Genomic DNA, 24899 nt, shown 5'->3' on the forward strand with positions numbered 1-24899 from the left:
CGCGCTCTATCCCGACACATTCAATGGCATAACGCTTGCTTGATCGAAGGTCGAATACCGAATGCGCAGCGCATTCGCCTTCTATTTGACAACAAGACTGGGGCTGACATGCGATGCTATGACGAGATGCGCCATCACGCCGATGGCGTACGGCCGCATTACGCGCGCTTTGAGCGATGGTTGGACAGTCAGGGCGATGAAGCGATCGCACGCAAGCGCGCGGAAGCGGACCTGCTGTTCCGGCGCGTCGGCATCACGTTCGCAGTAAACGGCGACCTGTCAGGCACCGAGCGGCTGATTCCCTTCGATCTGATTCCGCGCATCATCCCGCGCGGCGAATGGCAGACGCTCGAAGCGGGTTTGCGACAGCGCGTGCAGGCTCTCAATCTGTTTATCCACGACGTCTATCACGATCGCAACATCGTGCGCGCGGGCATCGTGCCGGCCGACCAGGTCTTTACCAACGCGCAGTATCGTCCCGAGATGCAGGGCGTCGACGTGCCGCTCGGTGTTTACGCGCATATCGCGGGCGTCGACGTGGTGCGCGCCGGCGATGAAGGCGAATTCTACGTACTCGAAGACAATCTGCGTGTGCCGTCGGGCGTGTCGTACATGCTCGAAAACCGCAAGATGATGATGCGGCTCTTTCCCGAGCTGTTCGTGCAGAACCGCATCGCACCGGTCGCGCATTATCCCGACCTGCTGCTCGATACGCTGCGCTCGGTCGCGCCGGCGGGCGTCGACGATCCGGTCGTCGTCGTGCTGACGCCGGGCATGTACAACTCCGCGTATTTCGAGCATACGTTCCTCGCGCAGCAGATGGGCGTCGAGCTCGTCGAAGGCAAGGATCTGTTCGTCGACGACAACTACGTGTTCATGCGCACCACGCAAGGACCGAAGCGCGTCGACGTGATCTACCGGCGCGTCGACGACGATTTTCTCGATCCGCTCGCGTTTCGCCCCGACTCCGCGCTCGGCGTACCGGGTCTGCTCACCGCCTATCGCGCCGGCCGCGTCGCGCTCGCGAACGCGATGGGCACCGGCATCGCCGACGACAAATCGATCTACCCGTACGTGCCCGACATGATCGCGTTTTATCTTGGCGAAAAGCCGATTCTGAACAACGTACCGACCTATCAGTGCCGTAAGCCCGAGGATCTCGCCTATACGCTCGCGCATCTGCCGGAGCTGGTGGTCAAGGAAGTGCACGGCGCGGGCGGCTACGGGATGCTGGTCGGCCCCGCCTCGACGAAGGCCGAAGTCGAGGCCTTCCGCGAGCGGCTGATCGCGCGTCCGGCCGGTTATATCGCACAGCCCACGCTGGCGCTGTCCGCGTGTCCGACTTTCGTCGATTCGGGCATCGCGCCGCGCCATATCGACCTGCGGCCGTTCGTGCTGTCGGGCAAGACCACCACGATGGTGGCGGGCGGCCTCACGCGGGTCGCGTTGCAGGAGGGCTCGCTCGTCGTCAATTCATCGCAGGGAGGCGGGACCAAGGACACCTGGATGGTCGACTGACGCGGTTGCCGCCGCGCTTTTCGCCTCGCTCGCAACAGAGCAGAGCAGGGCGCGACACTCGCAACCTGATGCGCGCTGGCGCTCAACGGATAACCAGCGCGGACCTTCGTCGCGGACGAAGGCCTCGCGCGTTCAGATCACAGACATGGAACGTCGTCATGCTTAGCCGAACCGCCGATCACCTCTTCTGGATGGCCCGCTATATGGAGCGTGCGGAGAACACCGCCCGCATGCTCGACATCAACCTGAAGGCGCAACTGCTGCCGCAGACGGCCGAACAGGAGGCTCGCGCGCAGCGCTCGGTGCTGCGCATCTCCGAGCTCGAAAGCGCCTTCGAGCAGCGCTACGACGAACCGACCCGCGACCACATGCTCGACTTCATGGTCGCCGACGCAAGTAATCCGTCGAGCATTCATTCGTGCCTGCAGGCCGCGCGTGAAAACGCCCGCGCGGTGCGCGGCACGCTGACGACCGAGTGGTGGGAAACCATCAACGACACGTGGCTCGAATTCAACGAGCGGCTCGCGAGCGGGCAGGCCGCGAGCAATCCGGGCTCGTTGTTCGAGTGGGTCAAGTTCCGCTCGCATCTGTCGCGCGGCGTGACGATCGGCACCGCGCTGCAGGACGACGCGTTCTTCTTCACGCAGCTAGGCACGTATCTGGAGCGCGCCGACAACACCGCGCGGATTCTCGATGTGCGTTTCGCGAACGTCGAGCCGAATTCACGTGACGCGGCGCGCCAGCTCGAGGACTTCTATTACTGGACCTCGATCCTGAGTTCGGTGTCGGCGCTCGAGATCTACCGCAGGGTATATCGCGACGTCGTGACGCCCGCGCGCGTCGTCGAGCTGATGATCCTCAATCAGCAGATGCCGCGCTCGCTGCTCGCCTCGCTCGACGGCGTGTGCAGCAATCTCGCGATGCTGCGCACATCGGGCTCGAACCAGTGCGAGCGCTTCGCCGGCAAGCTGCGCGCCGAGCTGTTGTATGCCGACATCCGGCAGATTTTCGAAAGCGGTCTGCACGCCTATCTGACGCAGTTCCTCGCTCGCGTGTTCGATCTGGGCAATCTGGTGGCGCGTACTTATCTGATGCTGCCAGTGGCCTGACGGAGTTTTCTCATGTACCTGACGATCCGCCACGACACCTCTTACCGCTACGAAGCGACGGTTCACTATTCGATCCAGCAGTTGCGCCTGACGCCCGCGAGCGGCGCCGGACAGACCGTGCGGCGCTGGAACATCGACGCGCCGGGCAAGCTCGACGCGACGCTCGACGCCTACGGCAACGTGCTGCACACGCTCGTCATGAACAAGCCGCACGACGAGATTCATCTGCGCGTGTCGGGCGAGGTGGACACGATGCCGCTCGTCGACGGCGTGCTGGGTGATCCGCCCGGCCCGATTCCGCTCGAGCATTTCACCTGCGCGACGCGTCTGACCGAAGCCGACGGCGCGATCCGCGAACTGGCGGAGTCGGTGGCGAATCTGGCGAGCCCGGCAAGCCTGCTCACGCTGTCCGAGCAGATCGTGCAGCGCGTGCAGTACCGGCCCGGCGTGACCGAGGTTACGAGCACGGCCGCCGAGGCGCTCGCGCTCGGCAACGGCGTCTGTCAGGACCATGCGCATCTGATGCTCGCGTGCTGCCGCGTGCGCGGCGTGCCGGCGCGCTACGTGAGCGGATATATCGAACCCGGCGACGTGCCGCATGGCGCGAGTCACGCGTGGGTCGACGTATGGCTCGAAGGCAAAGGGTGGATTTCGATCGACGTCACGCATGCCGGGTTTGCCAGCGAGATCTACTGCCGGCTCGCGGTCGCCCGTGACTATGAGGCCGCGGCACCGGTGCGCGGCCGACGCATCGGCGGACTCGAAGAGGAGCTTCACGTGGCGGTGGCGGTCAGCGCTCAGATGTCGCAGTAGCCGCGTTGCAACGCCAACGCGCGCGACCGCATTTAACATTCCTGCCACGTGTTCGGAATCAGCTGCCAAAAGGCTGCAAAAAAGGCTGCAAAAAAAGGCCGTAAACACGGATAAAAGGCGCCTGTGCGCCGCATTACAATAGCCCCGTTCCTTTGCCTTCCGCGGATTCCTTATGACTTACTGCGTAGCGATGGCCGTCAACGACGGCCTCGTATTTTTGTCCGACACGCGTACCAATGCGGGCGTCGATCACATCAGTACCGCGCGCAAGATGTCGGTGTTCGAGCAACCCGGCGAACGCATGCTGGTGCTGCTCGGCGCCGGCAATCTGTCGATCACGCAAGCGGTGCTGCACGAGCTGTCCGAGCCCGCCGATGCCAGCGAGCCCACGCTGTGGAGCGTGCCGACCATGGCGGACGCCGCGCGCGTGGTCGGCAGCGCGGTGCGTCGCGTGCATGAGCGCGAGGCCGAGGCGATGCAGAAGTTCGGTGTCGACTTCAATTGCAGCTTCATTCTTGGCGGCCAGATCGCGGGCAACCGGATGCGCCTTTTCATGATCTACGCGGCGGGCAATTTCATCGAGGCGTCGGCCGTGAATCCGTATTTCCAGATCGGCGAGGCGAAGTATGGCAAGCCGATCATCGATCGGGTGCTGACGCCGTCCACACCGCTCGACGAGGCCGCGAAGTCCGCGCTGATCTCGATGGACTCGACGCTGCGCTCGAACCTGTCAGTGGGCTTGCCGCTCGATCTGCTCGTGTACGAGAAGGATGCGCTGCGCGTCACGCGGTTCGTGTCGATCGATCGCGACAACGCGTACTTCGACATGCTTCACCGCACGTGGGGCGAGCGGCTGCGCCAGGTGTTCGCCGAGATTCCCGATCCGGACTGGCAGCAGTCGCTGGATGCGCCGTCGCCGCAGTCGGAGCGGGCGCTGGTGCTATATCGCGCGCCAGTCGGCGCCGATGGCGTCGAGCATGAGCAGGATGTGTCGCCCGCGCAGATTCTCGCGCAGGCCGACAAGGGCAAGGCGCAGCGGCGCTAGCTGCGTTGGGTTCGGAGCGCTCGTCAGGCTCGCTCGGGCCCGCACCAAAACCTCAGGACGAAAAAAAACCAGCCATCGGCATCGCCTCTGGCTGGTTTCTGGTCTCTGGCTACGCAGCCCGTCGGCTGCGTAGCAGGTCCGATTCGAAGTCCGATTAGAACTTGTGACGGATACCGAGGCTGACCATGACCTGGTTGCTGGTGCTCGACTGGTTGCCATACGAACCGATCGAAGCCGTAGCCGATTCGAGGCCGCCGGTTGTCGGATTGCGCTGTTCGCCGCTTGCATGCTGCCATGCGCCGACCGCGTAGAAGTCCGTGCGCTTCGAGAGCGAGTAGTCCCCGCCCAGCGACACCTGGTTATACGTTGCGGACGCATCGCCGTGACCCTTCGTGTAGGCATAGCCAATACCCACCAGCGCTGCCGGCGTGAGCTGGTAGCCCAAATACGCGCGACCCACTTCGTACTTCTGCGTCGTCGCGAAGCCCGAACTCGCGTCCGGCTTGTACTGTGCGTTGCTGTACGACAGGTTACCCGTCCACGGGCCCGTCACGTACTGAACCGCTACCGACGCGATGCCGATCGACTTCGAGAACGCGTAAGCCGAGTTGATACCAGCGGAGGCGGGGAAGTTGGTGTCAAACGTGGCTCCCGGCGCTGCCGTACCAGCCCAGCCGTCATTAGCCGCACGCGTAACCGGCGAATTGGCATTGCTTGCGTGCAGGTAACCAGCAGCGATGCTGAACGGACCCGTTGCATACGTTGCCGCGCCCGACCACGTCTGGGCCGAACCCGTCGCGCCTGCGGCGCCGCCCAGAGCGTACAGACCTTCGAACTGGAAGCCCGACCACACCGGCGACACGTACTTCATCGAGTTGATGATGCGGAAGCTGTTGTCGTTGTTGTCGACGTCACCCGGCGTAGCGAACGTGCTGCCGAAGTAGTTGTCGCCCGTCAGCGGCTGGATCATGTCGACCAGCGGGTCGTACTGACGACCGGCCGTAAACGTGCCCCAAGTGTCGCCCGTCAGACCGACGTACGCCTGACGACCGAACATCGAGCCACCTTGCTGCAGCTTGCCGGTGTTGATGTCAAAGCCGTTTTCCAACTGGAAAATCGCCTTCAGGCCGCCGCCAAGGTCTTCCGTGCCCTTCAGGCCGAAACGGTTGCCTTGCAGGTTGCCGCCAAACAGTTGAACGAGGCTGCCGCCGTTCGGCGTAGCGTTGTTCACGTACTGGATCGACTGATCCAGCACGCCATACAGGGTCACGCTGCTTTGCGCGTGAGCGATACCGGCGACACCGAGGAGCGCCAGCGAGAGGGTAGACAGTGCGATTCGTTTCATCCATTTCTCCACGCAGATGATTGTTCGTTGTTGCGGAAAGCAGAATAGCTCAGCGCCTCGGCGGGGTAGAAACGGAAAAAAAAGAGTGTCGCCAAAAACTGACAATCGATGCAAACCCTTGTATTTAAAGCTCTCAACGATTGTTTCCATTTGCGCAACATTTATTGGTCTGATGTGCATTATTGTTGATTTGTTGATAGTGGCTGGTGAATGAACGCACGATGAGCATCGATTTGCATGCTAAATGTAATCTAGTCGTCTACACGTCCACTCGTCTTTGTAGTGAAAGCATAAAAGAGACGGCTGATGAAAGGACTAGAAAGGCTGGACAGAAGGGGCGCGTTGTGTGTCCAGGCGCAATCGACTGGATTGACGGCGCAACACGTGCATCTATAAGGGTATGGACGGTAGCGTGGTGTGAAGGTGGTGTGACGCGCCCGCTTCAGCGCCGGTCGGCGCCACGGCGCGCCATGGCCGCCGCCGTGAGCCCCGCGGCGGCCGCGAGCAGCACCGAGGTCCACGGGTTGCGTCGCACGTAGCGGTCGGCGGCCGTCGCCTGGCGGCGCGCTTCGACGAGGGCGGACGCCGCGAAACGGGTGGCTTGCGCTTCGGCGTCGAGCACCTTGCGCGTAACATCCACCGCGGTCTCATGCGCGGAGCGCCTTTGCGCCGCCGCGTTGATTCCCGCGGGCAGCGGCGTGGCCGTTTGGCCGGCAACACCCACAGCAGCGGGAGCAGACGGCGCTGCATTTGCCGCGACGGTCGATGCCGCCAGTACCGACGCGAGCTTCGCACGGCTGCCCGGCGGCGACTCGCCCTGCATGCCCCAGCCGCCACGCGGATCGTGCAGCCGGCCGCGCGCCGCCGAGAACTCCGCGCCGAGCAGCAGCACCAGCGCCGAGAAGTACAGCCACATCAGCAGCACCGCGAGCGAGCCGGCCGCGCCGAACGCGCTGGCCATTCCCGCATGCGCGAGATACAGCGCGAACAGCTTCTTGCCAGCCGTAAACAACACGGCCGCGACGATGCCGCCCACCACCGCATCGCGCCACAGCACCCGAGCGTCGGGCAGAAACTTGAGCAGTCCGGCGAACGCGAAGATCAGCACGAGCAGCCCGACGCCGAGCTGCAGCAGATTGCCGATCACGACATACGGCGAGTCGCCCCACAGCCAGTTGCCGATAAAGACGATCACCGTATCGAGCACCAGCGACACGATCAGCAGGAACGCGACGCCGAGCACGAGCCCGAACGAAATCAGTCGCACCCGCACCAGCGCGAGCCAGCTGGAAGTGCGCGGCCCGCTGTACGGCCACACTATATTGAGCGCGCTGTTCAGCGACGAGAACGTCGCCGACGCGCCGATCGCCAGCAGCGAGAACGAGATGATCGTCGCGATGCCGCCTTTGGCGCCCGCGTGATGCGCGTTCTCGACGATCGTCTGCACGCCGGCCGCGGCCTGGTCGCCGATCAGCCCGTTGATGTGGCCGAACAGCTCGCCGCGCGCGGCCGCCGGGCCGAAGAACCAGCCGGCCACCGCGATCACCATCACGAGCGTCGGCGCGAGCGAAAACGCCGCATAGAACGCGATGCTCGCCGCCAACGCAGGACAGCGGTTCTCCGCGAACTGCCGCAGTGCGCCCATCGCCCAATTGGCCTGATGACGCGCGGCCTGCTGGAGGTTCTCGCGAGAGAGCGTGTCGATGTCCATGATCGTGTCTGAATCGTGAGGGCGCCTTCAGGGTGTTTGCTTCATTGCCTTTCGCAAACCTCGTGCCCGTCACTATACAAGTTAAGCGGCGCGCTGCATGGCCTGCGTTCATGGCCTGTTTTGCGGCCCGTTTCGGGGCCCGTTTCGCGGCCGCCCGCGCGTACCGCTAGAATGCAGCGGGTTAATGTCACCTTTCCGCTCATCATGCATTCGCACGAACTCGTACAGCAACTGGACGTCATCGAGCGCGACCAGTGGAGCGCGCATCTGCCCATGCACGTCATCGAACAATTGCCGGCGCGCGGGATCACGGTGTTCGCCGTCACCGACGACGCCTCCGACACCGCCGCATTCAGCGCTCGCTACGGCTTCGGTCTCGAAGACTGCGCGAACACGATCGTGATCCGCTACAGGAAAGAGGGTGGCGAGCACTTTGCGGCGCTCGTGTCGCTCGGCTCGCGGCGGCTCGACATCAACGGCGCGGTGAAGGCCGCGCTCGGCGCACAGCGGCTGTCATTCGCGAAGCGCGAGGCGGCGGTCGAGCATAGCCAGATGGAGTTCGGCGGAATTACCGCGTTCGGTCTGCCGGCCGACTGGCGCATCCTCGTCGACGCCGCCGTGATGGAGCGTGCGCAGATCGTGATGGGCGCCGGCGTGCGCGCGGCCAAGCTGCTGATGTCGCCCGACGTGCTGCGGCAATGGCCGCGCTGCGAGGTGGCGGCGCTGACGCTGCCTGCGGACGGAAACCCGCAACCTTGAAGCCGCACTGAAGTTTTCTTGCGTCGCGCCGTTAATCCCGACAACGACATGAAACGTTTGCGGCGTCCGTTCGCGCGGACAGCCGCCGACCACGACAAGGGATACGGAAGATGGAACGGTTTCGCCTGAAAGTGCGGCTGTGGCTCGCGCTCGCGGTGATGTGCATGGGCATTCTGGCGATCGGCCTGTGGGGGGCGTTCAAGACACGAGACACGATGATCGCCGATCGCGAGGGCGAGCTGAAAAACGTGGTCAGCATCGCGTACAGCGTGCTCGATCGCTACAACGCGCTCGTCGCGGCCGGCACGATGCCGCTCGCCGATGCGCAGCGCGCCGCGATGGACGACCTGCGCGCAATGCGCTACGACGGTGCCGGCGGCTATCTCGTGCTCGAAGACAGCCGCGCGCACGTGCTGATGCATGCCACGCGCGCCGACCTCGTCGGCAAGGACATGACCAACGTCACCGATCCGGACGGCCGCCACGTGTTCAAGGAAGGTTCCGAGCAAACGCAGCGCGAAGGCGAGGCCTTCGTTCATCTGCAGTTCCCGAAGCCCGGCACCGACAAGCTTGCGCCGAAGATCAACTACATGCGGCTTTACAAGCCGTGGGACTGGACCATCGTCACCGGCGTCTTCACGGACGACATCGACGGCGTGTTCTACCGCACCCTCGTGCAATACGTGATCGCGGCGGTGGTGCTTTGCGCGCTCGTGTCGCTGGTGATCGGCGTGATTCTGCGCAGCATTCTGCGTCAGCTTGGCGGCGAACCGGCGTACGCGCTGCAGATCGCATCGCGTATCGCGGACGGCGATCTCGACGTGGTCGTCGACGCGAAGGCCGGCGACAGCACGAGCCTGCTCGCCGCGATGAAACGGATGCAGCAGCGTCTCGCGCAGGCGATCGAGCAGATTCGCGGCGGCGCGACGCTGATTTCGTCGGTATCGAACGAGATCGCCGCGGGCAATTCGGACCTGTCGCGCCGCACCGAGCAGCAGGCGGCCGCGCTCGGCGAGACCGCGTCGAGCATGGAGCAGATCACCGCGACCGTGCGTCAGAACGCCGACAACGCGAAGCAGGCGAGCCAGCTCTCGCACAACGCGTCGGAGACCGCGGCGCGCGGCGGCGCGGTGGTCGGTCAGGTGATCGACACGATGCGCGGGATTTCACAGTCGTCGCACCGGATCGGCGACATCATCGGCGTGATCGAAGGGATTGCGTTTCAAACCAATATTCTCGCGTTGAACGCGGCCGTCGAGGCGGCGCGCGCGGGCGAGGAGGGCCGCGGTTTCGCGGTGGTCGCGGGCGAAGTGCGCACGCTCGCGCAACGCAGCGCGGCGGCCGCGAAGGAGATCAAGGCGCTGATCGAGGAATCGGCCGCGCAGATCGCGGGCGGTTCGGAGCACGTCGGACGCGCGGGTGACACGATGCAGGAAGTCGTGCAGGCGGTACGTCGTGTCAACGACATCATGGGCGAGATCAGCGCGGCGTCGGCCGAGCAGACCTCAGGCATCGAGCAGGTCAACATCGCGGTCGCGAGCATGGATCAGACGACGCAGCAGAATGCGGCGCTCGTCGAGGAGGCGAGCGCGGCGGCCGATGTGCTGAAGACGCAGACCGGGCAGTTGTCGGCGGCGATCGCGGTGTTCCGGTTGCCCGAGCAGCGCTAAAGCACCAGGCCGCGTTGTCGACGCGCGCGAGAATTCACCGCGCGCGGGCTCGCAACGCGGTGCGTGTCTCACGCCAAGCCGATCCCCGCGCGGCTCAACAATTGGCGGTTGCGCTCCGACAGATTCTTCATGCGCAATTGCTTGCCCGCCTTGCGATAGCGCTCGGCCAGACCCTGCAACGCGGCGAGCGCCGAATGATCGGCGAGCAGCAGGTGACTGCAATCGACGGTCACGCTCGCCGGGTCGCGCGCCGGATCGAACAGCTCGTGAAAGCGCGTCGTCGACGCGAAAAACAGCGTGCCGCGCGGCACATAGGTCTTATGGCCCGCTCGATCCTCGGCATGCGTGTGAATTTCGCGCGCGTGCTGCCACGCGAAGTTGAGCGCGGCGATCACGATGCCGCACATCACCGCGATCGCGAGATCGGCAAACACGGTGATGACCGTGACCGCGACGATCACGAGCGCGTCGTTGCGCGGCACCTTGCCGAGCACGCGCAGCGATCCCCACGCGAAGGTTTGCTGCGCGACTACAAACATCACGCCCACCAGCGCCGCGAGCGGAATTCGCTCGATCAGCGGCGACAGGAACAGGATGTACAGCAGGATCATCACGCCGCTGACGATTCCCGACAGCCGTGAGCGTCCCCCCGAATTCAGGTTGATCATGGTCTGGCCGATCATCGCGCAACCGCCCATGCCGCCGAACAGCCCCGATGCGATATTCGCCGCGCCGAGCGCGACGCATTCGCGATTCGGCTGACCGCGCGTTTCGGTGATTTCGTCGGTCAGGTTGAACGTCAGCAGCGTTTCGAGCAGACCGACGATCGCGATCAGCACGGCGTACGGCAGGATGATGCGAAGCGTCTCGAGATCGAGCGGCACGTCGGGCAGATGCAGCGTCGGCAGATTGCCGGCGACATGCGCCATGTCGCCGAGCGTGCGCGTCGGCAGATGCAGCAGCTGCGTGAAAAGGCCGATGCCGAGAATGGCCACGAGCGCCGGTGGCACGGCTCGCGTAAGTCGCGGCAGCAGATAGACGATCGCCATCGTCAGCGCGACGAGCGCGCACATCGTCGCGAGCGCGCTGCCGTGCAGCCAGGCTTCGCCGTGCGGCGTGACCGTTTTGAAGTGAGCGAGCTGCGCGGTCGCGATGACGATCGCGAGTCCGTTGACGAAGCCGAGCATGACCGGATGCGGGACCATGCGGATCAGTTTGCCGAGCCGCAATATGCCGAACAGCATCATCAGGAGGCCGCTCAGGATCACGGTCGCAAGCAGATACTGCGCGCCGTGCTCGACGACGAGCGCGACGATCACGACGGCCATCGAGCCCGCCGCGCCCGAAATCATGCCGGGACGTCCGCCAAATAGCGCGGTGACGGTGCAGATAAAGAATGCGCCGTACAGACCCATCAACGGATTCAGATGGGCGACGAGCGCAAAGGCGATGCATTCGGGCACCAGCGCGAACGACGAGGTCAAGCCTGCGAGCACGTTGCTGCGAATGCCGGACAGCCAGGCGGGCCGACCGGAAGCGGGACTAGCGGTGTTCATGTTCTACGAGGTGGCGCGCGAGCGCAATGCTGAGGCTTGCATGGGCTGCGCTGGACTGGCGTGGCAACGCGCGGCTGCGCGAAGGATTGCGTCCGCTGGGCGCGGACGGTCTACGAAAGGCGTGAATTCTACCGTAGCGCGATGAACGGCGCTGGCGAAGCGGGCGGGAACGCTATGGCCCGAACGCGCGGCGCGGATCTGTCGTGCAATCGCGCGGTGCGCTCGCGCCACAAATCCGCAAGAGGGAAACCTCCGCTCAGATACTCAGATAATCAGCCGCGACACCTTCGTGCCCTCGAGCGACACGCCGGCCATCAAGCCGCCGTTGGTCAGCACGAAAGCCTGCACCGGGCTCGTCGCGGTCGACGAATCGACCGCGCCGTTCGCGCCGACTTTCAGCACGGCGACGGTCGCATTCGCGCCGACTGCCCAGCCCTGGCTGTGCATGAATTCGTCGAGCGCTTCCTGCGTCATGAACAGAAACACGAGCGCCTTCGACTGCGCGCCGATCTGCAACCCGAACGAGCCCGCGACCGTGCTGTAGTAGCCGACCGTGCGGCCGCCGATGCGCATCGCCCCTTCACCATACTGTCCGCCGACCCAGAAGCCGGCCGAGATCACCGATGGAAACACCAGCACGCCGCGCGCTTTCGCGACGAGCTCACGCGCACCGTCGACGTTTTCGTAGAGACGCGCGAGCGTCGAGTCGACGCCGGCGTTGATCGTGTCGCGCTTGCCGGCGTTGGCGGACGGCGATGCGTTCGAGGATGGCGAAGTCGTCGTGCAACCGGTGAGGCTCAGGCCTGCGACGGCCAATGCAGCGCTGCCGGTCATGATGAATTGTCGTCTGCGCATGACGGTTTTCCTTTGCGTTTCTCACGCGTGTTGTACGTTTTGGAAGAGTGCGGCGAGTCGCCTGCTTTGCTTTGTTCTCATATGCACGCTGGAGGTTCCGTGCGCGCGGTCATCGCAGCCAGGCGGCGGCGTGCCGCGACGTTCCCATCGCGGAGGTCCACCGCTCAAATAGCAGATAGCGTGCCCAAGGGCCGCGCCGCCTTGCGCGAGAGCGGCGCGGCCATTGCAGTTCGGGTTTTTACGCCGCTTTCCGTCACGCGTCGTCGCTACGCCGTTGGGCGAATGTTCTGGTTATGGCGGAACAGGTTGCGCGGATCGTAGCGGTTCTTCACGGCGACGAGCCGCTCATAGTTGGGCCCATAGGCATCCGCGATACGGCCGCCTTCCTCCTGCGTCATGAAGTTGACGTACACGCTGCCTAGCGCAAAGGGGCGCGACGCGTCGAAAAAGTCGCGCGCCCATTGGACACAGCGCTCGTCGTCGCGCGCATCGTCCCAGCGGCCGTGCACGTTCATCGCGTATTGCGTCTCGCGACTTGGGTAAGCGGTCGCGTCGACCGCCACGCGCTGCGTTTGCGCGCCGATCAACCCGAAGAAAATTTCGCATTGCGCGGACGGCAGTGTGTCGATCGCGCGGATCAGCGCGTCGATCAGTCCATCGTCGATGGTGGCGAGGTTGTGCGACTTCCAGTAGTTGCGCGCGCCCGGCGTGAGCAGCGGATCGAAGGCCTGTTGCCAAACTTCATAAGGCATCGGACCGAGATGTTCGCCGAGCGGCTTGCCGAAGCCGCGCACGGCTTCCACCGCGGCTGGGCCTTTTTCGACCGGCCCGTTGTAGCACATCGCGAACACGAGCACGGGTTGGCCGTGCACGTCGGGCGGCAGGAAAGGCAGCGGTGGCGCGAGCCGCGCGACGGCCCAGACGGCCAGCTCGTCGGGCATCGCGGGCACGGCATCGCGGTATTTGATCAGCGCTTCCTTCGCGTCGGCGAGCGGCAACACGACGAGGCCGCCATACACGAGCGGGCCGACCTCATGCAGCGCGAACTCGAATAGCGTAACGACGCCGAAATTGCCGCCGCCGCCGCGAATCGCCCAGAACAGATCGTCGTGCGAAGTGGCGCTCAGGCGGCGCAATTCACCGTCCGCGGTGACGATGTCGGCCGCGACGAGGTTGTCGACCGTCATGCCGTAGCGGCGGCTCAACCAGCCGAAGCCGCCGCCGAGCGTCAGACCCGCGACGCCGGTCGTCGAGTTGATGCCGAGCGGCGTCGCGAGTCCGAATGCCTGCGCTTCGTGATCGAGATCGTGCAGCGTCGCGCCCGGTTCGACATAGGCGCGCCGCGCTTGCGGGTCGATGCGCACCGATTTCATCGTGGACAGATCGAGCACGAGGCCGTCGTCGCACACAGCGCTACCGCCGATGTTGTGGCCGCCGCCGCGAATTGCGAGCGGCAGGCCGTTGTCACGCGCGAAGGCGACGCCGCGGCGCACGTCGGCAACACCCGCGCAGCGCAGGATCATCGCGGGAGAACGGTCGATCATTGCGTTCCAGATGCTGCGCGCCGTGTCGAAGCCCGGCGTGTCGGGCAGCAGAAGCTGACCGCGAAGTCCGGATTTGAATTCGTCGACCGCGCTGCTGGAGATAGTAACCATGTTGTACCTCGTCGAAGAGGGGAAGGCGCTCGCAGAACACGGCTCCGCAGACCAAACAAAAATACGGGCGGTGAATGAAAGCGGATTGAGAGGTTCGGCTGCGTGCAGTAAACGGGGCGACGCGTCGAAGTCAAACAAAGGTTTACCCGCGTTCGTGGGCGATCCCGCGCGGTGGCTCGCGGGGACAGGCTTTTGCGGGCAGGGCCACGACGATACGCGGCGGTACCGCCGAAGATGGTGGGAATGCTCCGGGAAAAGCGTGCGCGCTGATGTGTTGGTTATCCGACGCGCTGGTGGTTGTGCCACGACACTTTGCATATGGGCGTGGCTCGTGATCGCGTGCGACCGAGGCACACGTTCGACGACTGTGCGAGGTAGCGCACATCGCGACAGCGATTTTCGCGACGCACGCGCATTGCCCGACGACGCGTAATGTTTCGCACGCGCGTTTCGGTGATTTTCATTGCGTTGTCTATTGGGTTGCTCTCATTGGGTTTTTCCTATTTCTATTTTATGTGCGAATGGCCACATGAATAAAAGAAATGATGTGTAAATGGTCGGTATTTGTCCGATAAAACCAAAGGCTAATTTTCTTTTTTTTGATCAGATTGCATTGAGCGCGAGATTTTTTAACTTCCTGTCTGAAGAATGCGGAGTAGCGGATTTGGCGGGCGGATCGTTGTTTAACGCCGCCTGACGGGCCGTATCGGCAATATCGCATTGCGTGGTCTAGCGCACGGTCGAGCGATTGCGCTGCGAATAACTTCAACGTCCATCAAGCCTCGCTGTGCGGCTCTCACGATCACGTGCGCGCACGGCCAGCCGATTCTCTCGAAGCACGCCAAATCGGACCGGGGATTTTCCGTGAGAGAAGTGTTTAGTGCGAACGCATTTTTAATTCGCATAAAGCGAAGCTGCGCAAAGGCTTTGACTTTTCGTTTTGTTGGCGAGCGGAGATTCACTCGTTAATTGGGCCGGTCTTTTTGGTGAAATAATTCGGAGAGTGAAATGAAGAAGCAAAACGGGGACGCGTGGATATTGGGAACGCGACGGGCGGCTTTGGCGGTCGCGGTCAGTCTTTATGCGGCGATGGCGGGTGCGCAGACGAATTCGGGGAGCACCGCCGCGCCGGCAACGAATCCCGCAGTGATGGTGCTCGCCGAGGCTAGCGTGCACGGCGGATGTCCGTCGGGCGGCGGGCCGGGTTGCACGTCGCAGGGATTCGGGCAGCTCGGGGCGGGCGCCTTCGGCGTCGCGGCGGCGGGGCTCGGCCCGACATCGCCCACCGGCTCGCCGGCGGGCAACGGGACGTCCTCGACGGGCACGGGCGCGGGAAGCGGTGGCGGGAATAGCTCGGCTAATTCCGGCCCGGGCGGGGTGGGCCCGGGAAATACCGGCGGCAACAACGGCAATGGCGGTGCCGGCGACAACGGTAACGGCGGCGCGGGTAGCGGTGGTGGCGGGAATGGCTCGGGGAATGGCGGCACGGGCGGCGATGGCGGCGGTAACGGAGGCGGTAACGGAGGCGGTGATAACGGCGGGGACGGTGGAGGGGATGGTGGTCATGGTCATGGCCACGGCGGTGATGGTGACGGCGATGGCGGTCACGGCCATGGCCATGGCCATGGTGGTGATGGTGACGGCGATGGCGGCCATGGACATGGCCACGGTGGTGATGGTGATGGTGACGGCGGTCATGGCCACGGTGGTGGTGGTGACGGCGATGGCGGCCATGGTCATGGCCACGGTGGTGATGGTGACGGCGATGGCGGTCACGGTCATGGTCACGCTGGCGATGGTGACGGCGATGGCGGCCATGGACATGGCCACGGTGGTGATGGTGATGGTGACGGCGGTCATGGCCACGGTGGTGATGGTGACGGCGATGGCGGTCACGGCCATGGCCACGGCGGCGATGGTGACGGCGATGGCGGCCATGGACATGGCCATGGTGGTGACGGCGATGGCGGTCACGGTCATGGTCACGGTGGTGATGGTGACGGCGATGGCGGCCATGGCCATGGCCAAGGTGGTGATGGTGATGGCGGTCGTGGCCACGGTGACGGCGGCCGCGGCGATGGCGGCCACGGCGCCAGCGGTCACGGCGACGGCGGTCATGGCGACGGCGGTCATGGCGACGGCGGTCATGGCGACGGCGGTCATGGCGACGGCGGCCACGGTGACGGCGGCCACGGCGACGGCGGCCACGGCAGCAGCGGTGGCGAAGGCAAAGGCGGTTCCGGAAACGGCGGCCATGGCGGTGAAGGCGATGGCGGCCAGGGCAACGGCGGCTACGGCCACGGCGGCCATGGTGGTGAAGGCGGCGGCCAGGGCAACGGCGGTTCCGGCAACGGCGGCCATGGCGGTGAAGGCGGTGGCGGCCAGGGCAACGGCGGCTACGGCCACGGCGGCCATGGTGGTGAAGGCGGCGGCCAGGGTAACGGCGGTTCCGGAAACGGCGGCCATGGCGGTGAAGGCGGTGGCGGCCAGGGCAACGGCGGCTACGGCCACGGCGGCCATGGTGGTGAAGGCGGCGGCCAGGGCAACGGCGGTTCCGGCAACGGTGGTCATGGCGGTGAAGGCGGTAGCGGCCAGGGCAACGGCGGCTCCGGACACGGCGGCCATGGTGGTGAAGGCGGCGGCCAGGGCAACGGCGGTTCCGGCAACGGTGGCCATGGCGGTGAAGGCGGTGGCGGCCAGGGCAACGGCGGCTACGGCCACGGCGGCCATGGCGGCAACGGTGGCGGCGAAGGCAACGGCGGCTCCGGCAACGGAGGCCACGGTGGCCGTGGCGGCAACGGCAGCAACGGCAGCAACGGCAGCAACGGCAGCAACGGCGGCGGTCAAGGCAGCGGCGGCCACGGTGGCGGCTACGGCGGCGGTGGCTCCGGCAATGGTGGCCACGGCGGCGGCAACCACTAACCAGTGGCAGGAGTCCCGCGAACCTTGCGGGGCTCCCGAGGGTGGAGGCCGGCGCCGCCCGGCCTCCACACCGACCGCGCTCGCGAGCCGCGGGGAGTTTTCAGCGAAAGAGCCAGCAAAAAACCCCGCCAGCGAACCGGCAAACCAACCCGCAAACAAAAAACCAGCCAGGCAACAAAGTGGACGGCCCCCGCCGTCCACTCAACTCCTCAACTCGATCACTCTCTGCTGTACCACCAGAAAAACCCTCTCCCCCAGAACGCGCGCCGTCTCACGCGCGCCTCCGGTAAAACTACCGAACGCCGGCAGCACCCCCCGATCGATCCCAAAGCGAAAGCACGGCACGCGCACTGAATCGGTCCGCGTCGCGATCCGAAAGACCGGATGCACATGCCCCGCGAGCACATCCGCGTGATCGACCGCATTCGGGTGATGGCACAGCGCCCACGCCCCGATATGCCACGGCTCGCGCACAGACTCGACATCCAACGTAAGCGGCAACGCACCGGAATGCCGATCGTGATTGCCCTCGACGAGCACCACGCGCCTCGACGCGTGCCGCGCGCGCCACGCATGCAACGCATCGAGCGTGAGCGTCGACAGCGACTCGCGCGCATGCAGCAGATCGCCGAGAAACACCAGCGTCGCCGGCTCGAACTCGGTGATCAGACGTTCGATCCGCAGCAGCTTCTGCGCGGTGGAACCAGTCGGCACTGGAATGCCGCGCGCACGAAACACCGCATCCTTGCCGAAATGCGCATCGGCGATAAAAAGCGCGCGCAGCGCCAAATCGAAACACGCGCGCAAGCTTGACAGCACGAGAGGTCGTCCGCCGACGTCGATCGCGAGCGAGGTCGGCTTCATCGTTGCGCCGCCCGTTCGAGCTCGGCCAGCACTCGCTCGACGCGATCGGCGAGCTTCTCGGTGCTGACTTTTTCGCGCAGGCGTCCGACGATCAACGGAAACGCGAACGGGGTCGGCTTCTTGGGCCGCGTGAGCACGACGCGGTTCGCGTTCATTCGTTCGAGCGCAAAACGAATGCGCCGCACGTCGAGTTCCTGCAGCAGTACTTCGGTATCGGCCTGGCCCAGCAGCAGATTGCCGCGATCGTGCTGACGAAAGATCTCGTAGAAAAGCCCGCTCGATGCCTGCAATTGCCGCGCGCTCTTCTGCTGTCCCGGATGCGCCTGAAACACGAGTCCCGACACTCGCGCAATCTCGCGAAAACGTCGCAAGGAGAGTTCGGACGAATTGAGGCTCGGAAGAATGTCGTGATCGAGTTCGTCAGGTGAAAGCAGGCCATTCTCTAATTGCGCGGCCCAATCGAAAGCCTGCGCGCACAGCAATTCGAAACCGTAGTCGTTGATCGAAATCGAAAACGTGCCGGGCTTGTCGCGCGCGACTCGCCACGCGAGCAGAGCGCCAAGTCCGATATGCGCAATGCGTCCCGCGAACGGATGGCAGAAGAAGTGGTGACCCTCGCGCGATTTGAGCAGCTCGACGACGAGTACGCCCGGCTCGGGCAACGCCGACCACTTCTGCTGCAATTCGAGCGGCGGCCGCACCGCGCGCAATTCCGGTTCGTCGTAGATGCCGTCGGCGGCGCGCGCGAGCATCGTCAATGTGGCGTCGGCGAGCTCGGACGATAGCGGCGCGGCTGCCGGCCCATTGCGGCATTGCGCCACGCGATGAGCTCGCGCGCCGCACCCACGCCGTCATGTCCTGAACGCGGATCAGTTCGAGCGCGCGGCCGCCGAACGTGAACACATCGCCGGGCTTGAGCCGCGAAATGAACGATTCCTCGATTGCACCAATGCGCCCGCCCGATAGATACGCAACGTTCAACGTGCCATTCGCGACGATCGTGCCGATGTTGTTGCGATGCCGGCGCGCGAGATCGTTGCGCGGGACGCGATGGTAGTCGGGATATGCGCGCAGCGTCGCGCCGCCGCCTTCGACGAAACCCAGCGTCCAGTCGAACTCCTGCTGCGTCAGATCACGATATGCATAGGTATGCAGAAGTTCATCGTACAGCTCGAGCGCGTCGAAGCCACCGCCGAGCGCAACGGTGACGAGGTGCTGCACCAGCACGTCGAACGGCTTTTGCGGCGTATCGCGGCTTTCGATCTGCCGCTTGTCGACGGCTTCACGCGCGGCCGCCGCTTCGATCAATTCGAGCGCATGCGTCGGCACGATCGTCACGCGAGACGGCAAACCGGGCGCATGTCCCGAGCGGCCCGCGCGCTGCATCAAGCGCGCGACGCCTTTTGGCGAGCCGATCTGGAACACCCGTTCCACCGGCAGAAAATCGACGCCGAGGTCGAGACTAGACGTACACACGACAACCTTTAGCAAGCCGTTCTTCAACCCACGTTCGACCCACTCGCGTACCTGCTGATCGAACGAGCCGTGATGCAGCGCGATCACTCCGGCCCACTCGGGGCGCGCCTCGAGCAGCGCCTGGTACCACACCTCGCATTGCGAGCGCGTGTTCGTGAAGACGAGCGACGTGTGTGCTTCGTCGATCACGAGCCGAACCTGAGCCAGTACTTCGCGCGCATCGGCGCGCGTCGTCACGTGAATACGAGGGGAACGGTAGCGGTTCGAACGCGGGTTCGCGCGCATCGAGCCGCGCCTGTTGCGCGCGGCTGCGTGGAATCCGGCGCGGCCTTGGCGCGCGAACGCGCTCGTCGGGGGGGGGCTGCGCAGGGATCGCAAGCGGGGTCGTCGGAATGGGCCGGCTCGGTCATCGAAAGCGCTCTCAACGAGTGTGGCGGATTCGCTTGCCGGCGACTCGCGCCGGACGTTCATGTGGACCGAGGGGTCGCGCGACGGTTCAGCGAGGTTCCTGATGGGCGCGCAACGACCCGCGGCATCGGGCAATATGTGGGAGCCTCGGCCGACACCTGATCCGTTACAATCAAACGGACAACCCCACTGGAGATTCGCTTTGAAATCACTCGTTGCTTTGCTGGCCGCAGCCGTTCTGTCCTCGACCGCGATGGCTGCCGCGCCGACCACGGAGAAGCTGCCGTCCGGCGTCATCGTCGAACATCTGACGCAAGGCACGGGCCCGCAACCGTCCGCGACCGACGTGGTAAAGGTCAACTATCGCGGCACGCTGCCCAACGGCACCGAATTCGATAGCTCGGCCAAGCATGGCGGGCCGGCCACGTTCCCGCTCAATCGCGTGATTCCGTGCTGGACGCAAGGCGTGCAGAAGATGAAAGTCGGCGGCAAGGCGCGACTCACGTGCCCGGCGGCGACCGCATACGGCGATCGCGGCGTCGGCCCGATTCCGCCGAATACCGATCTGACCTTCGAAGTCGAACTGGTCGACATCGTCAAATAAAGCACGCGAGCGGCGCTAAAGATGCACTGACACCCGAGCTTCGCTGCGCCAATCGCAGCGAGGCTTTTTTATGGGCGCCGAATGGCCTGCCAGGGGATTCACCATGAAACGTGACAAAAGTAGCGTGCAGGTGGCCAGCATTGGTTTTACCGGCAAGAGCGCCCAGAAATTCTTCAGTTTGCTGAAGGACGCCCATGTGCGCACGGTGCTCGACGTTCGCCTCAACAACACGTCGCAACTCGCGGGCTTTGCGAAAAAACAGGATCTGCCTTACTTTCTCGACCAGTTGTGCAATGCGGCGTACGTGGAAATACCGGAGCTGGCTCCCGAGCCGGACCTGCTCAAACGCTACCAGGGCAAGCAATTGAGCTGGGAGAACTTTCGGGAGGAATATTTCGACCTCATCGCGCGCCGCCGCGTGGAAAGTAATCTGGATATCGCGCTATTCGAATCGGGTTGCCTGCTTTGCAGTGAACATTTACCACATCATTGCCACCGGATGTTTGCGCTCGAATATCTGAACCAGCACTGGAATAGTCGACTTTCCGTTACACATTTGACCTGACCGGCGCCGATCGGGCCAGGTTACGTTTATCCGCCTCATTGGCCGGCGGCTTTCCGTGCCGGCAGGTTACATCTCGCCGGCCGCGCCCGCGTTTCCTTCAGTAGCCCGAATGGTTGCGTGGCGCGAAACGTGGAAAATCGCGTCCGCTACGCATGTTTTTTCAATGCGTGTGCCGCTCGCTCGTCTACTATCTACTCACGCGCAGCTCCCTCTATTCGTCTCGCCCTATCGCCGGCCACGAACCGGCCGTGATTATGCGCGCCAGGAGCGCTTGCCATGAACATCGACTTTCATTACGGCGTGGTCTACATTGCCGCGCGCGTCGGCGGCATGACGGCCGGCGATGCGCAAACCATCGCGCATGCCTGCCAATATGTCGACGACGCAACGACGAGCGGAATACTGCGGTTCAAAGGCGGCGAGACATTCGAGCGATTCGCGACCGCGCACAAGTTATTCGATTACGCCAATACCGAGAACGACCAGAACCGGCTCGTGTGGACGCCGTTCCATTTTCTGCCGGCTGGCGAGGGTGAAAGTCTCGAGGAAAAGGCGATTTGCCGGCCCGACAGTGAAGTTGCGCGCGAAGTCGTGCGGCGCGCGATCCGGCAGCGCAATTCGGAGACCGCGTTGCACCGGCTCGGCGTGACGCTTCATACCTATGTCGATACGTGGGCGCACCAGGGATTCGCGGGCATCGAAAGCCCGTGGAATCGCGTACATCTTCTCGAGGCACAGGATTGCACGCGCAAAGGCTGGCTCGCGAGCCTCGAACTAGCGGTCGCGCATCTGATCGAGCATGTCGAGGAGGACGTTCTGACGATCGCGTTGCCGGTCGGCCACGGCGCCGCGTTGCATTATCCCGACCAGCCATGGGCGCGCTGGCATTACATCGACGGCCGCAATCACTTCATCTCACGACATAATTTGCCGGATTTCGTGCAGGCGGCGGACATGAGTTGTCGTGTCGTGCGAGCTTATCTGGCCGGACGCGAAGATTTCGAAAACCAGCCAGGCATGCCGGACGACGTTAAAGACGCACTGACCCGGCTGCTCGATACGAACCGCGAACCCGACGACAACCTGCGTCTGAGAACCGTTTGCGAATGGGTGAATGCAGGCCGTATTCCAGGTTTGAAAGAACCCGTGCCCGGCTATATCGCCAAAGGACAAGGTTCGTGGAAGTACCAGGCCACCGGTTTGTTGTGCGATGACGACACCGGGGACAGACCGGAGTGGACGACCGCCTTCGAGAAGAGCGACTACCGGCTCTTTCACGACGCGGTCAAACAGCACCGTTTCGTGACCACTCAGGAGATCTTGCCCGCGCGCGGATTACGCATTGCCTAAGTGATCGGAGCAGGGCGCGTCGCCGCGAACGGAGATTCGAAGATCATTGCCGCGTCGCTCGTGCGAACGTTTGCGGTGGCGCCCGTATTCTCCAGTCACTGCATTCGGGCTTGCTGATGCAGCGCAGCCTGAGTCGCCGCCTGCTGTTCTTCGGCGTGCTTTTTGGCCATATGCCGTCCGACGATACAGCCGCCGACCGCGCCGACCACCGCATGATGTCCCGCGTAGTGCCCGGCGACGCCGCCCACTACCGCTCCTTTCAGGCAACCGGCCGCGTTCGCGGTGCCGGCCATTGCCAACGAGGCTGCCATTGCCCCGAGGGCGGTCCGAATAAAACCAGCTTTCATTGCAAGTACCATCGTGTTTGAGTGGATCGGAATTAGGATGGCCCGGCGTCCATTTCAATAGCCGCCGCGAGCATGGCGGCTGACAAAGGACTCTCTATTGGCCATACGTCCGCCGCTGGGCACGGATACGAAGTGTAATGGACTTGGCCGGTACAGGAGCAACAGGTGCTGCAAGATCGGTAACGGCACGTTACCGGAGCCCGGGCGGTGTCTTTGCACGCGTCGTCAGTGGCGTTTCGCGCATGCTTGAATCCGTTCGCTATAGCGGGCCACGAAAAAAGACCGTTTTCAAATAAAAAGTGGACTACTCTCCTTTGAATATCCAAAGGCCCGGCTATAGTAGAAGCGACTAATGCCAGAAAGCACGGCGGCGCCCCTTTCTGTCGCCGATGCGGATGACGGGGAAACACAAATGACGCCATCGAATGCAGCGATCTATCAGACCAGGACTTGCACGCCAGAGTCGTTGCGCACGCTCGCGAGCTTTCTCGAATTGGCGCTCGACGAGGGAAAAAGCGTGGTCGTGATGCGGATCGGCAAGCAGGCGCGCAGCGTTTATGTCGGAAATCCATCCGGGGCATTGGAGGATTTAACGGATTCCGGCGTCGTCGACGCTTTCCAGGCAGATGAAATGCTGGTACTGACCCGTCTGGGCCTGAACCGGATAACGGCGGACGGTCAACACTACCGCTTCATACGGAGTGTGAGGTACATTGCCGATCGCCAGGTCGTCGTTTTTACACCTATCTGAGTGGTGGTGGAACCGAAATGAAAAAGAAGAATCAGGAGGGAAGGAAAAGGAAGAAAGCTTCGATGACCCGGTAAAAAACCTGAAAGCTTCGTTATTTGAACGCCGCATCGGCGCTCGTATCGGTGTATTGAAGCTCGGGATAGGTCAATACACTGCCTTTCTTCCGTCATTCATGGCATAGTTCGACGATTACCACATAAGGAGCAATCAAATGCCTTCGTTAGAGCAAATCCAAGCCAAGCTTAAGAAGCTCCAGGAGCAAGCTGACGTTCTCATTGCCAGAAAAGCACAAGCCGCGGTCGACCAGATTCGCGAATTGATGCTCAAGCACGGTCTCACGACTGCCGATATCGAAGAACAGGCGAAGGCACGACGTGCCGCGCGAGGTCTGAATGGCAATCCGGCGGGTCGCGGAAGACCTGCGGGCGCGAGCAAAGCCGCCAGGTCGGCAACCCCGGCGAAGTATCGCGACCACAAAACCGGCGCGACCTGGACGGGGCACGGCCGCGCGCCCGGCTGGATCGCCGGCGTGAAGGACCGCACGGTGTTCCTGATCGACGCTGCGAGCGCAAGCAAGCCCGCGGTTGCTCCCGCCGCGAAGCGCGTCAAAGGGCAGCCGAAAGGCGCCCAGCCGCCGAAGTACCTGAATCCGAAAACCGGCGCGACCTGGAGCGGCCGCGGTCCGGCGCCGGCATGGCTCGCGGCCGTCAAGGACCGCAGCAAATTCCTGATCGATGGCGCGAGCATGGCTGCCGCTCCGAAAGCGGCGAAAACGGCGGCAAAGAGCAGCCAGGCGAAAGCGACCGCGAGTGCGGTAGGCAAGAAGACCGCGGCGAAAAAAGCAACGCGCAAGACGGCCGTGAAAAAGACCGCAGCCAGAAAGGCCACTCCGGCAAGCCGGAAAGCCGCGGTGAAGAAGTCCGCCGGCCGCAAAAGCGTTGTGAAGGCGGCAAGAAAAGCACCGGCGCGCAAGGCTGCTGCAAAGAGTACGGCCGCACCCGTCACGGCGGCTCCCCAAACGCCAGAGACGCAAGCAAGCGCGTAATAGCCGTGGAGTCGTGAAGTAGATGGTTAGCACGTTCGATGCACCCCGGCAGGAAGATCAGGTCTTCCTGCTGGACTCCGCTCCTCATCCGGCAGCCGATGCCGCCGAACCATTCATCGTCGCCAGCGATCGCCGCGTGATCCTCACTTATCCGATCGCGGAGTCGGACTTTGAACGGTTCGGGCCATTCGATCCCGACGACGATCCTTTTTGCGCGGTGCTGTTCACCGACGCCATCTTTCACCGTCTCGGGCCGCCGGGCGATGACGATCTCGCCATTCATCCGCTCGCGGCCCAAGGTCTCGTCGGCTGCGCGGTGCATGAAGTCGTCAATTCGTCGTTGTGCGCCGAGATTGCCGCCGTGGCGACAGACTCCGTCGCCATTGCTCCCGAGGCACCGGCGCGGCGGCATTTCGTCATTACGTTTCAGGCATCGACGTTCGAATGCGTGGCGTCGGACTATACGGTCATCGGCGTATTCGGCGCGGGCGAAATCGCAAGCCGCGAGGCGTTTGCATTAGTCAGATAAAG

Annotated in this window: 20 protein-coding genes and 1 pseudogene; 12 read left to right on the forward strand and 9 right to left on the reverse strand. The window is 63.8% G+C overall.

The features are described from left to right. The first annotated feature begins 108 nt into the window (after positions 1–108). From HDG33_RS10205 to HDG33_RS10220, 4 genes are all read left to right on the forward strand, one after another. A complete protein-coding gene (locus tag HDG33_RS10205) occupies positions 109–1518 on the forward strand; it encodes a circularly permuted type 2 ATP-grasp protein (protein ID WP_184025184.1) in 1410 nt (469 codons plus the stop codon). A gap of 158 nt (positions 1519–1676) precedes the next feature. Further along, positions 1677–2627, forward strand: a complete 951-nt coding sequence (locus HDG33_RS10210) for an alpha-E domain-containing protein (protein ID WP_184025187.1) — start codon at positions 1677–1679, stop codon at positions 2625–2627. A gap of 12 nt (positions 2628–2639) precedes the next feature. Then, a complete protein-coding gene (locus tag HDG33_RS10215) occupies positions 2640–3440 on the forward strand; it encodes a transglutaminase family protein (protein WP_184025190.1) in 801 nt (266 codons plus the stop codon). A 172-nt stretch (positions 3441–3612) separates the two neighbouring features. Next, positions 3613–4485, forward strand: a complete 873-nt coding sequence (locus HDG33_RS10220) for a proteasome-type protease (protein ID WP_184025193.1) — start codon at positions 3613–3615, stop codon at positions 4483–4485. Between the two features lie 154 nt (positions 4486–4639). Here the strand turns inward: HDG33_RS10220 and HDG33_RS10225 are convergent, their stop codons facing one another. Both HDG33_RS10225 and HDG33_RS10230 read right to left on the reverse strand, forming a co-directional pair. Continuing rightward, positions 4640–5830, reverse strand: coding sequence for a porin (locus HDG33_RS10225; RefSeq protein WP_184025196.1), 1191 nt, complete (start codon positions 5828–5830; stop codon positions 4640–4642). Positions 5831–6272: 442 nt separating this feature from the next. Next, positions 6273–7541, reverse strand: coding sequence for a YihY/virulence factor BrkB family protein (locus HDG33_RS10230; protein WP_184025199.1), 1269 nt, complete (start codon positions 7539–7541; stop codon positions 6273–6275). A 204-nt stretch (positions 7542–7745) separates the two neighbouring features. Here HDG33_RS10230 and HDG33_RS10235 point away from each other — a divergent pair, with 204 nt between their 5' ends. Together HDG33_RS10235 and HDG33_RS10240 are read left to right on the forward strand one after the other, a co-directional pair. Further along, entirely contained in the window at positions 7746–8300 is a 555-nt protein-coding gene (locus HDG33_RS10235; protein WP_184025202.1) for a YbaK/EbsC family protein, read from the forward strand. Between the two features lie 110 nt (positions 8301–8410). Further along, positions 8411–9970 carry a methyl-accepting chemotaxis protein gene (locus HDG33_RS10240; protein ID WP_184025205.1) on the forward strand — a complete coding sequence of 520 codons (1560 nt, stop codon included), beginning with the start codon at positions 8411–8413 and terminating at the stop codon, positions 9968–9970. Between the two features lie 68 nt (positions 9971–10038). On the opposite strand, the gene HDG33_RS10245 is transcribed toward HDG33_RS10240, so the two are convergent. The 6 genes and pseudogenes from HDG33_RS10245 to HDG33_RS10270 form a co-directional block, all read right to left on the reverse strand. Beyond that, on the reverse strand, positions 10039–11526 hold the full coding sequence (locus HDG33_RS10245) for a SulP family inorganic anion transporter (RefSeq protein ID WP_184025209.1): 1488 nt from the start codon (positions 11524–11526) through the stop codon (positions 10039–10041). Between the two features lie 264 nt (positions 11527–11790). Beyond that, complete coding sequence (locus tag HDG33_RS10250; RefSeq protein WP_184007138.1) at positions 11791–12381, reverse strand: YSC84-related protein; 591 nt, start codon at positions 12379–12381, stop codon at positions 11791–11793. A gap of 266 nt (positions 12382–12647) precedes the next feature. Continuing rightward, entirely contained in the window at positions 12648–14036 is a 1389-nt protein-coding gene (locus HDG33_RS10255; RefSeq protein ID WP_184025212.1) for an FAD-binding oxidoreductase, read from the reverse strand. An 894-nt stretch (positions 14037–14930) separates the two neighbouring features. Then, the gene (locus HDG33_RS37245; RefSeq protein WP_184025748.1) at positions 14931–16940 is read right to left on the reverse strand and encodes a hypothetical protein; all 2010 of its coding nucleotides are present in this window, start codon (positions 16938–16940) and stop codon (positions 14931–14933) included. 219 nt (positions 16941–17159) lie between these two features. Then, on the reverse strand, positions 17160–17822 hold the full coding sequence (gene pdeM / locus HDG33_RS10265; protein WP_184025215.1) for a ligase-associated DNA damage response endonuclease PdeM: 663 nt from the start codon (positions 17820–17822) through the stop codon (positions 17160–17162). After that, positions 17819–19484 (reverse strand): annotated as a pseudogene (locus HDG33_RS10270) (helicase-related protein); the annotation flags it as partial. The gene pdeM and the pseudogene HDG33_RS10270, both read right to left, overlap by 4 nt. Before the next feature lie 475 nt (positions 19485–19959). On the opposite strand from HDG33_RS10270, the gene HDG33_RS10275 reads away from it, so the two are divergent. The 3 genes from HDG33_RS10275 to HDG33_RS10285 all read left to right on the forward strand — a co-directional run bounded on the left by HDG33_RS10275 (position 19960) and on the right by HDG33_RS10285 (position 22225). Then, on the forward strand, positions 19960–20310 hold the full coding sequence (locus HDG33_RS10275) for an FKBP-type peptidyl-prolyl cis-trans isomerase (protein ID WP_373685682.1): 351 nt from the start codon (positions 19960–19962) through the stop codon (positions 20308–20310). A 103-nt stretch (positions 20311–20413) separates the two neighbouring features. Beyond that, positions 20414–20875, forward strand: coding sequence for a DUF488 family protein (locus HDG33_RS10280; RefSeq protein WP_184025218.1), 462 nt, complete (start codon positions 20414–20416; stop codon positions 20873–20875). A 276-nt stretch (positions 20876–21151) separates the two neighbouring features. Further along, entirely contained in the window at positions 21152–22225 is a 1074-nt protein-coding gene (locus tag HDG33_RS10285) for a DUF6765 family protein (RefSeq protein WP_184025221.1), read from the forward strand. Positions 22226–22320: 95 nt separating this feature from the next. On the opposite strand, the gene HDG33_RS10290 is transcribed toward HDG33_RS10285, so the two are convergent. After that, positions 22321–22572 (reverse strand): hypothetical protein, encoded by a 252-nt coding sequence (locus tag HDG33_RS10290; RefSeq protein ID WP_184025222.1) that lies wholly within the window; start codon positions 22570–22572, stop codon positions 22321–22323. Positions 22573–22984: 412 nt separating this feature from the next. Between HDG33_RS10290 and HDG33_RS10295 the strand changes: the two genes are divergently transcribed. From HDG33_RS10295 to HDG33_RS10305, 3 genes are all read left to right on the forward strand, one after another. Beyond that, entirely contained in the window at positions 22985–23323 is a 339-nt protein-coding gene (locus HDG33_RS10295) for a hypothetical protein (RefSeq protein ID WP_090807114.1), read from the forward strand. Positions 23324–23534: 211 nt separating this feature from the next. Continuing rightward, positions 23535–24368 (forward strand): H-NS family nucleoid-associated regulatory protein, encoded by an 834-nt coding sequence (locus HDG33_RS10300; protein ID WP_184025224.1) that lies wholly within the window; start codon positions 23535–23537, stop codon positions 24366–24368. Between the two features lie 22 nt (positions 24369–24390). Further along, positions 24391–24897 (forward strand): hypothetical protein, encoded by a 507-nt coding sequence (locus HDG33_RS10305; protein WP_184025227.1) that lies wholly within the window; start codon positions 24391–24393, stop codon positions 24895–24897. Positions 24898–24899 lie beyond the last annotated feature (2 nt).

This window comes from Paraburkholderia sp. Cpub6 (assembly GCF_014201065.1).
In the GTDB taxonomy this organism is placed as follows: domain Bacteria; phylum Pseudomonadota; class Gammaproteobacteria; order Burkholderiales; family Burkholderiaceae; genus Paraburkholderia; species Paraburkholderia tuberum.

Coding starts and splice junctions, on each gene's coding strand:
- HDG33_RS10205 (WP_184025184.1), top strand. CDS start 109: ATGCGATGCTATGACGAGATGCGCCATCACGCCGATGGCGTACGGCCG.
- HDG33_RS10210 (WP_184025187.1), top strand. CDS start 1,677: ATGCTTAGCCGAACCGCCGATCACCTCTTCTGGATGGCCCGCTATATG.
- HDG33_RS10215 (WP_184025190.1), top strand. CDS start 2,640: ATGTACCTGACGATCCGCCACGACACCTCTTACCGCTACGAAGCGACG.
- HDG33_RS10220 (WP_184025193.1), top strand. CDS start 3,613: ATGACTTACTGCGTAGCGATGGCCGTCAACGACGGCCTCGTATTTTTG.
- HDG33_RS10225 (WP_184025196.1), bottom strand. CDS start 5,830: ATGAAACGAATCGCACTGTCTACCCTCTCGCTGGCGCTCCTCGGTGTC.
- HDG33_RS10230 (WP_184025199.1), bottom strand. CDS start 7,541: ATGGACATCGACACGCTCTCTCGCGAGAACCTCCAGCAGGCCGCGCGT.
- HDG33_RS10235 (WP_184025202.1), top strand. CDS start 7,746: ATGCATTCGCACGAACTCGTACAGCAACTGGACGTCATCGAGCGCGAC.
- HDG33_RS10240 (WP_184025205.1), top strand. CDS start 8,411: ATGGAACGGTTTCGCCTGAAAGTGCGGCTGTGGCTCGCGCTCGCGGTG.
- HDG33_RS10245 (WP_184025209.1), bottom strand. CDS start 11,526: ATGAACACCGCTAGTCCCGCTTCCGGTCGGCCCGCCTGGCTGTCCGGC.
- HDG33_RS10250 (WP_184007138.1), bottom strand. CDS start 12,381: ATGCGCAGACGACAATTCATCATGACCGGCAGCGCTGCATTGGCCGTC.
- HDG33_RS10255 (WP_184025212.1), bottom strand. CDS start 14,036: ATGGTTACTATCTCCAGCAGCGCGGTCGACGAATTCAAATCCGGACTT.
- pdeM (WP_184025215.1), bottom strand. CDS start 17,822: ATGAAGCCGACCTCGCTCGCGATCGACGTCGGCGGACGACCTCTCGTG.
- HDG33_RS10275 (WP_373685682.1), top strand. CDS start 19,960: ATGGCTGCCGCGCCGACCACGGAGAAGCTGCCGTCCGGCGTCATCGTC.
- HDG33_RS10280 (WP_184025218.1), top strand. CDS start 20,414: ATGAAACGTGACAAAAGTAGCGTGCAGGTGGCCAGCATTGGTTTTACC.
- HDG33_RS10285 (WP_184025221.1), top strand. CDS start 21,152: ATGAACATCGACTTTCATTACGGCGTGGTCTACATTGCCGCGCGCGTC.
- HDG33_RS10290 (WP_184025222.1), bottom strand. CDS start 22,572: ATGAAAGCTGGTTTTATTCGGACCGCCCTCGGGGCAATGGCAGCCTCG.
- HDG33_RS10295 (WP_090807114.1), top strand. CDS start 22,985: ATGACGCCATCGAATGCAGCGATCTATCAGACCAGGACTTGCACGCCA.
- HDG33_RS10300 (WP_184025224.1), top strand. CDS start 23,535: ATGCCTTCGTTAGAGCAAATCCAAGCCAAGCTTAAGAAGCTCCAGGAG.
- HDG33_RS10305 (WP_184025227.1), top strand. CDS start 24,391: ATGGTTAGCACGTTCGATGCACCCCGGCAGGAAGATCAGGTCTTCCTG.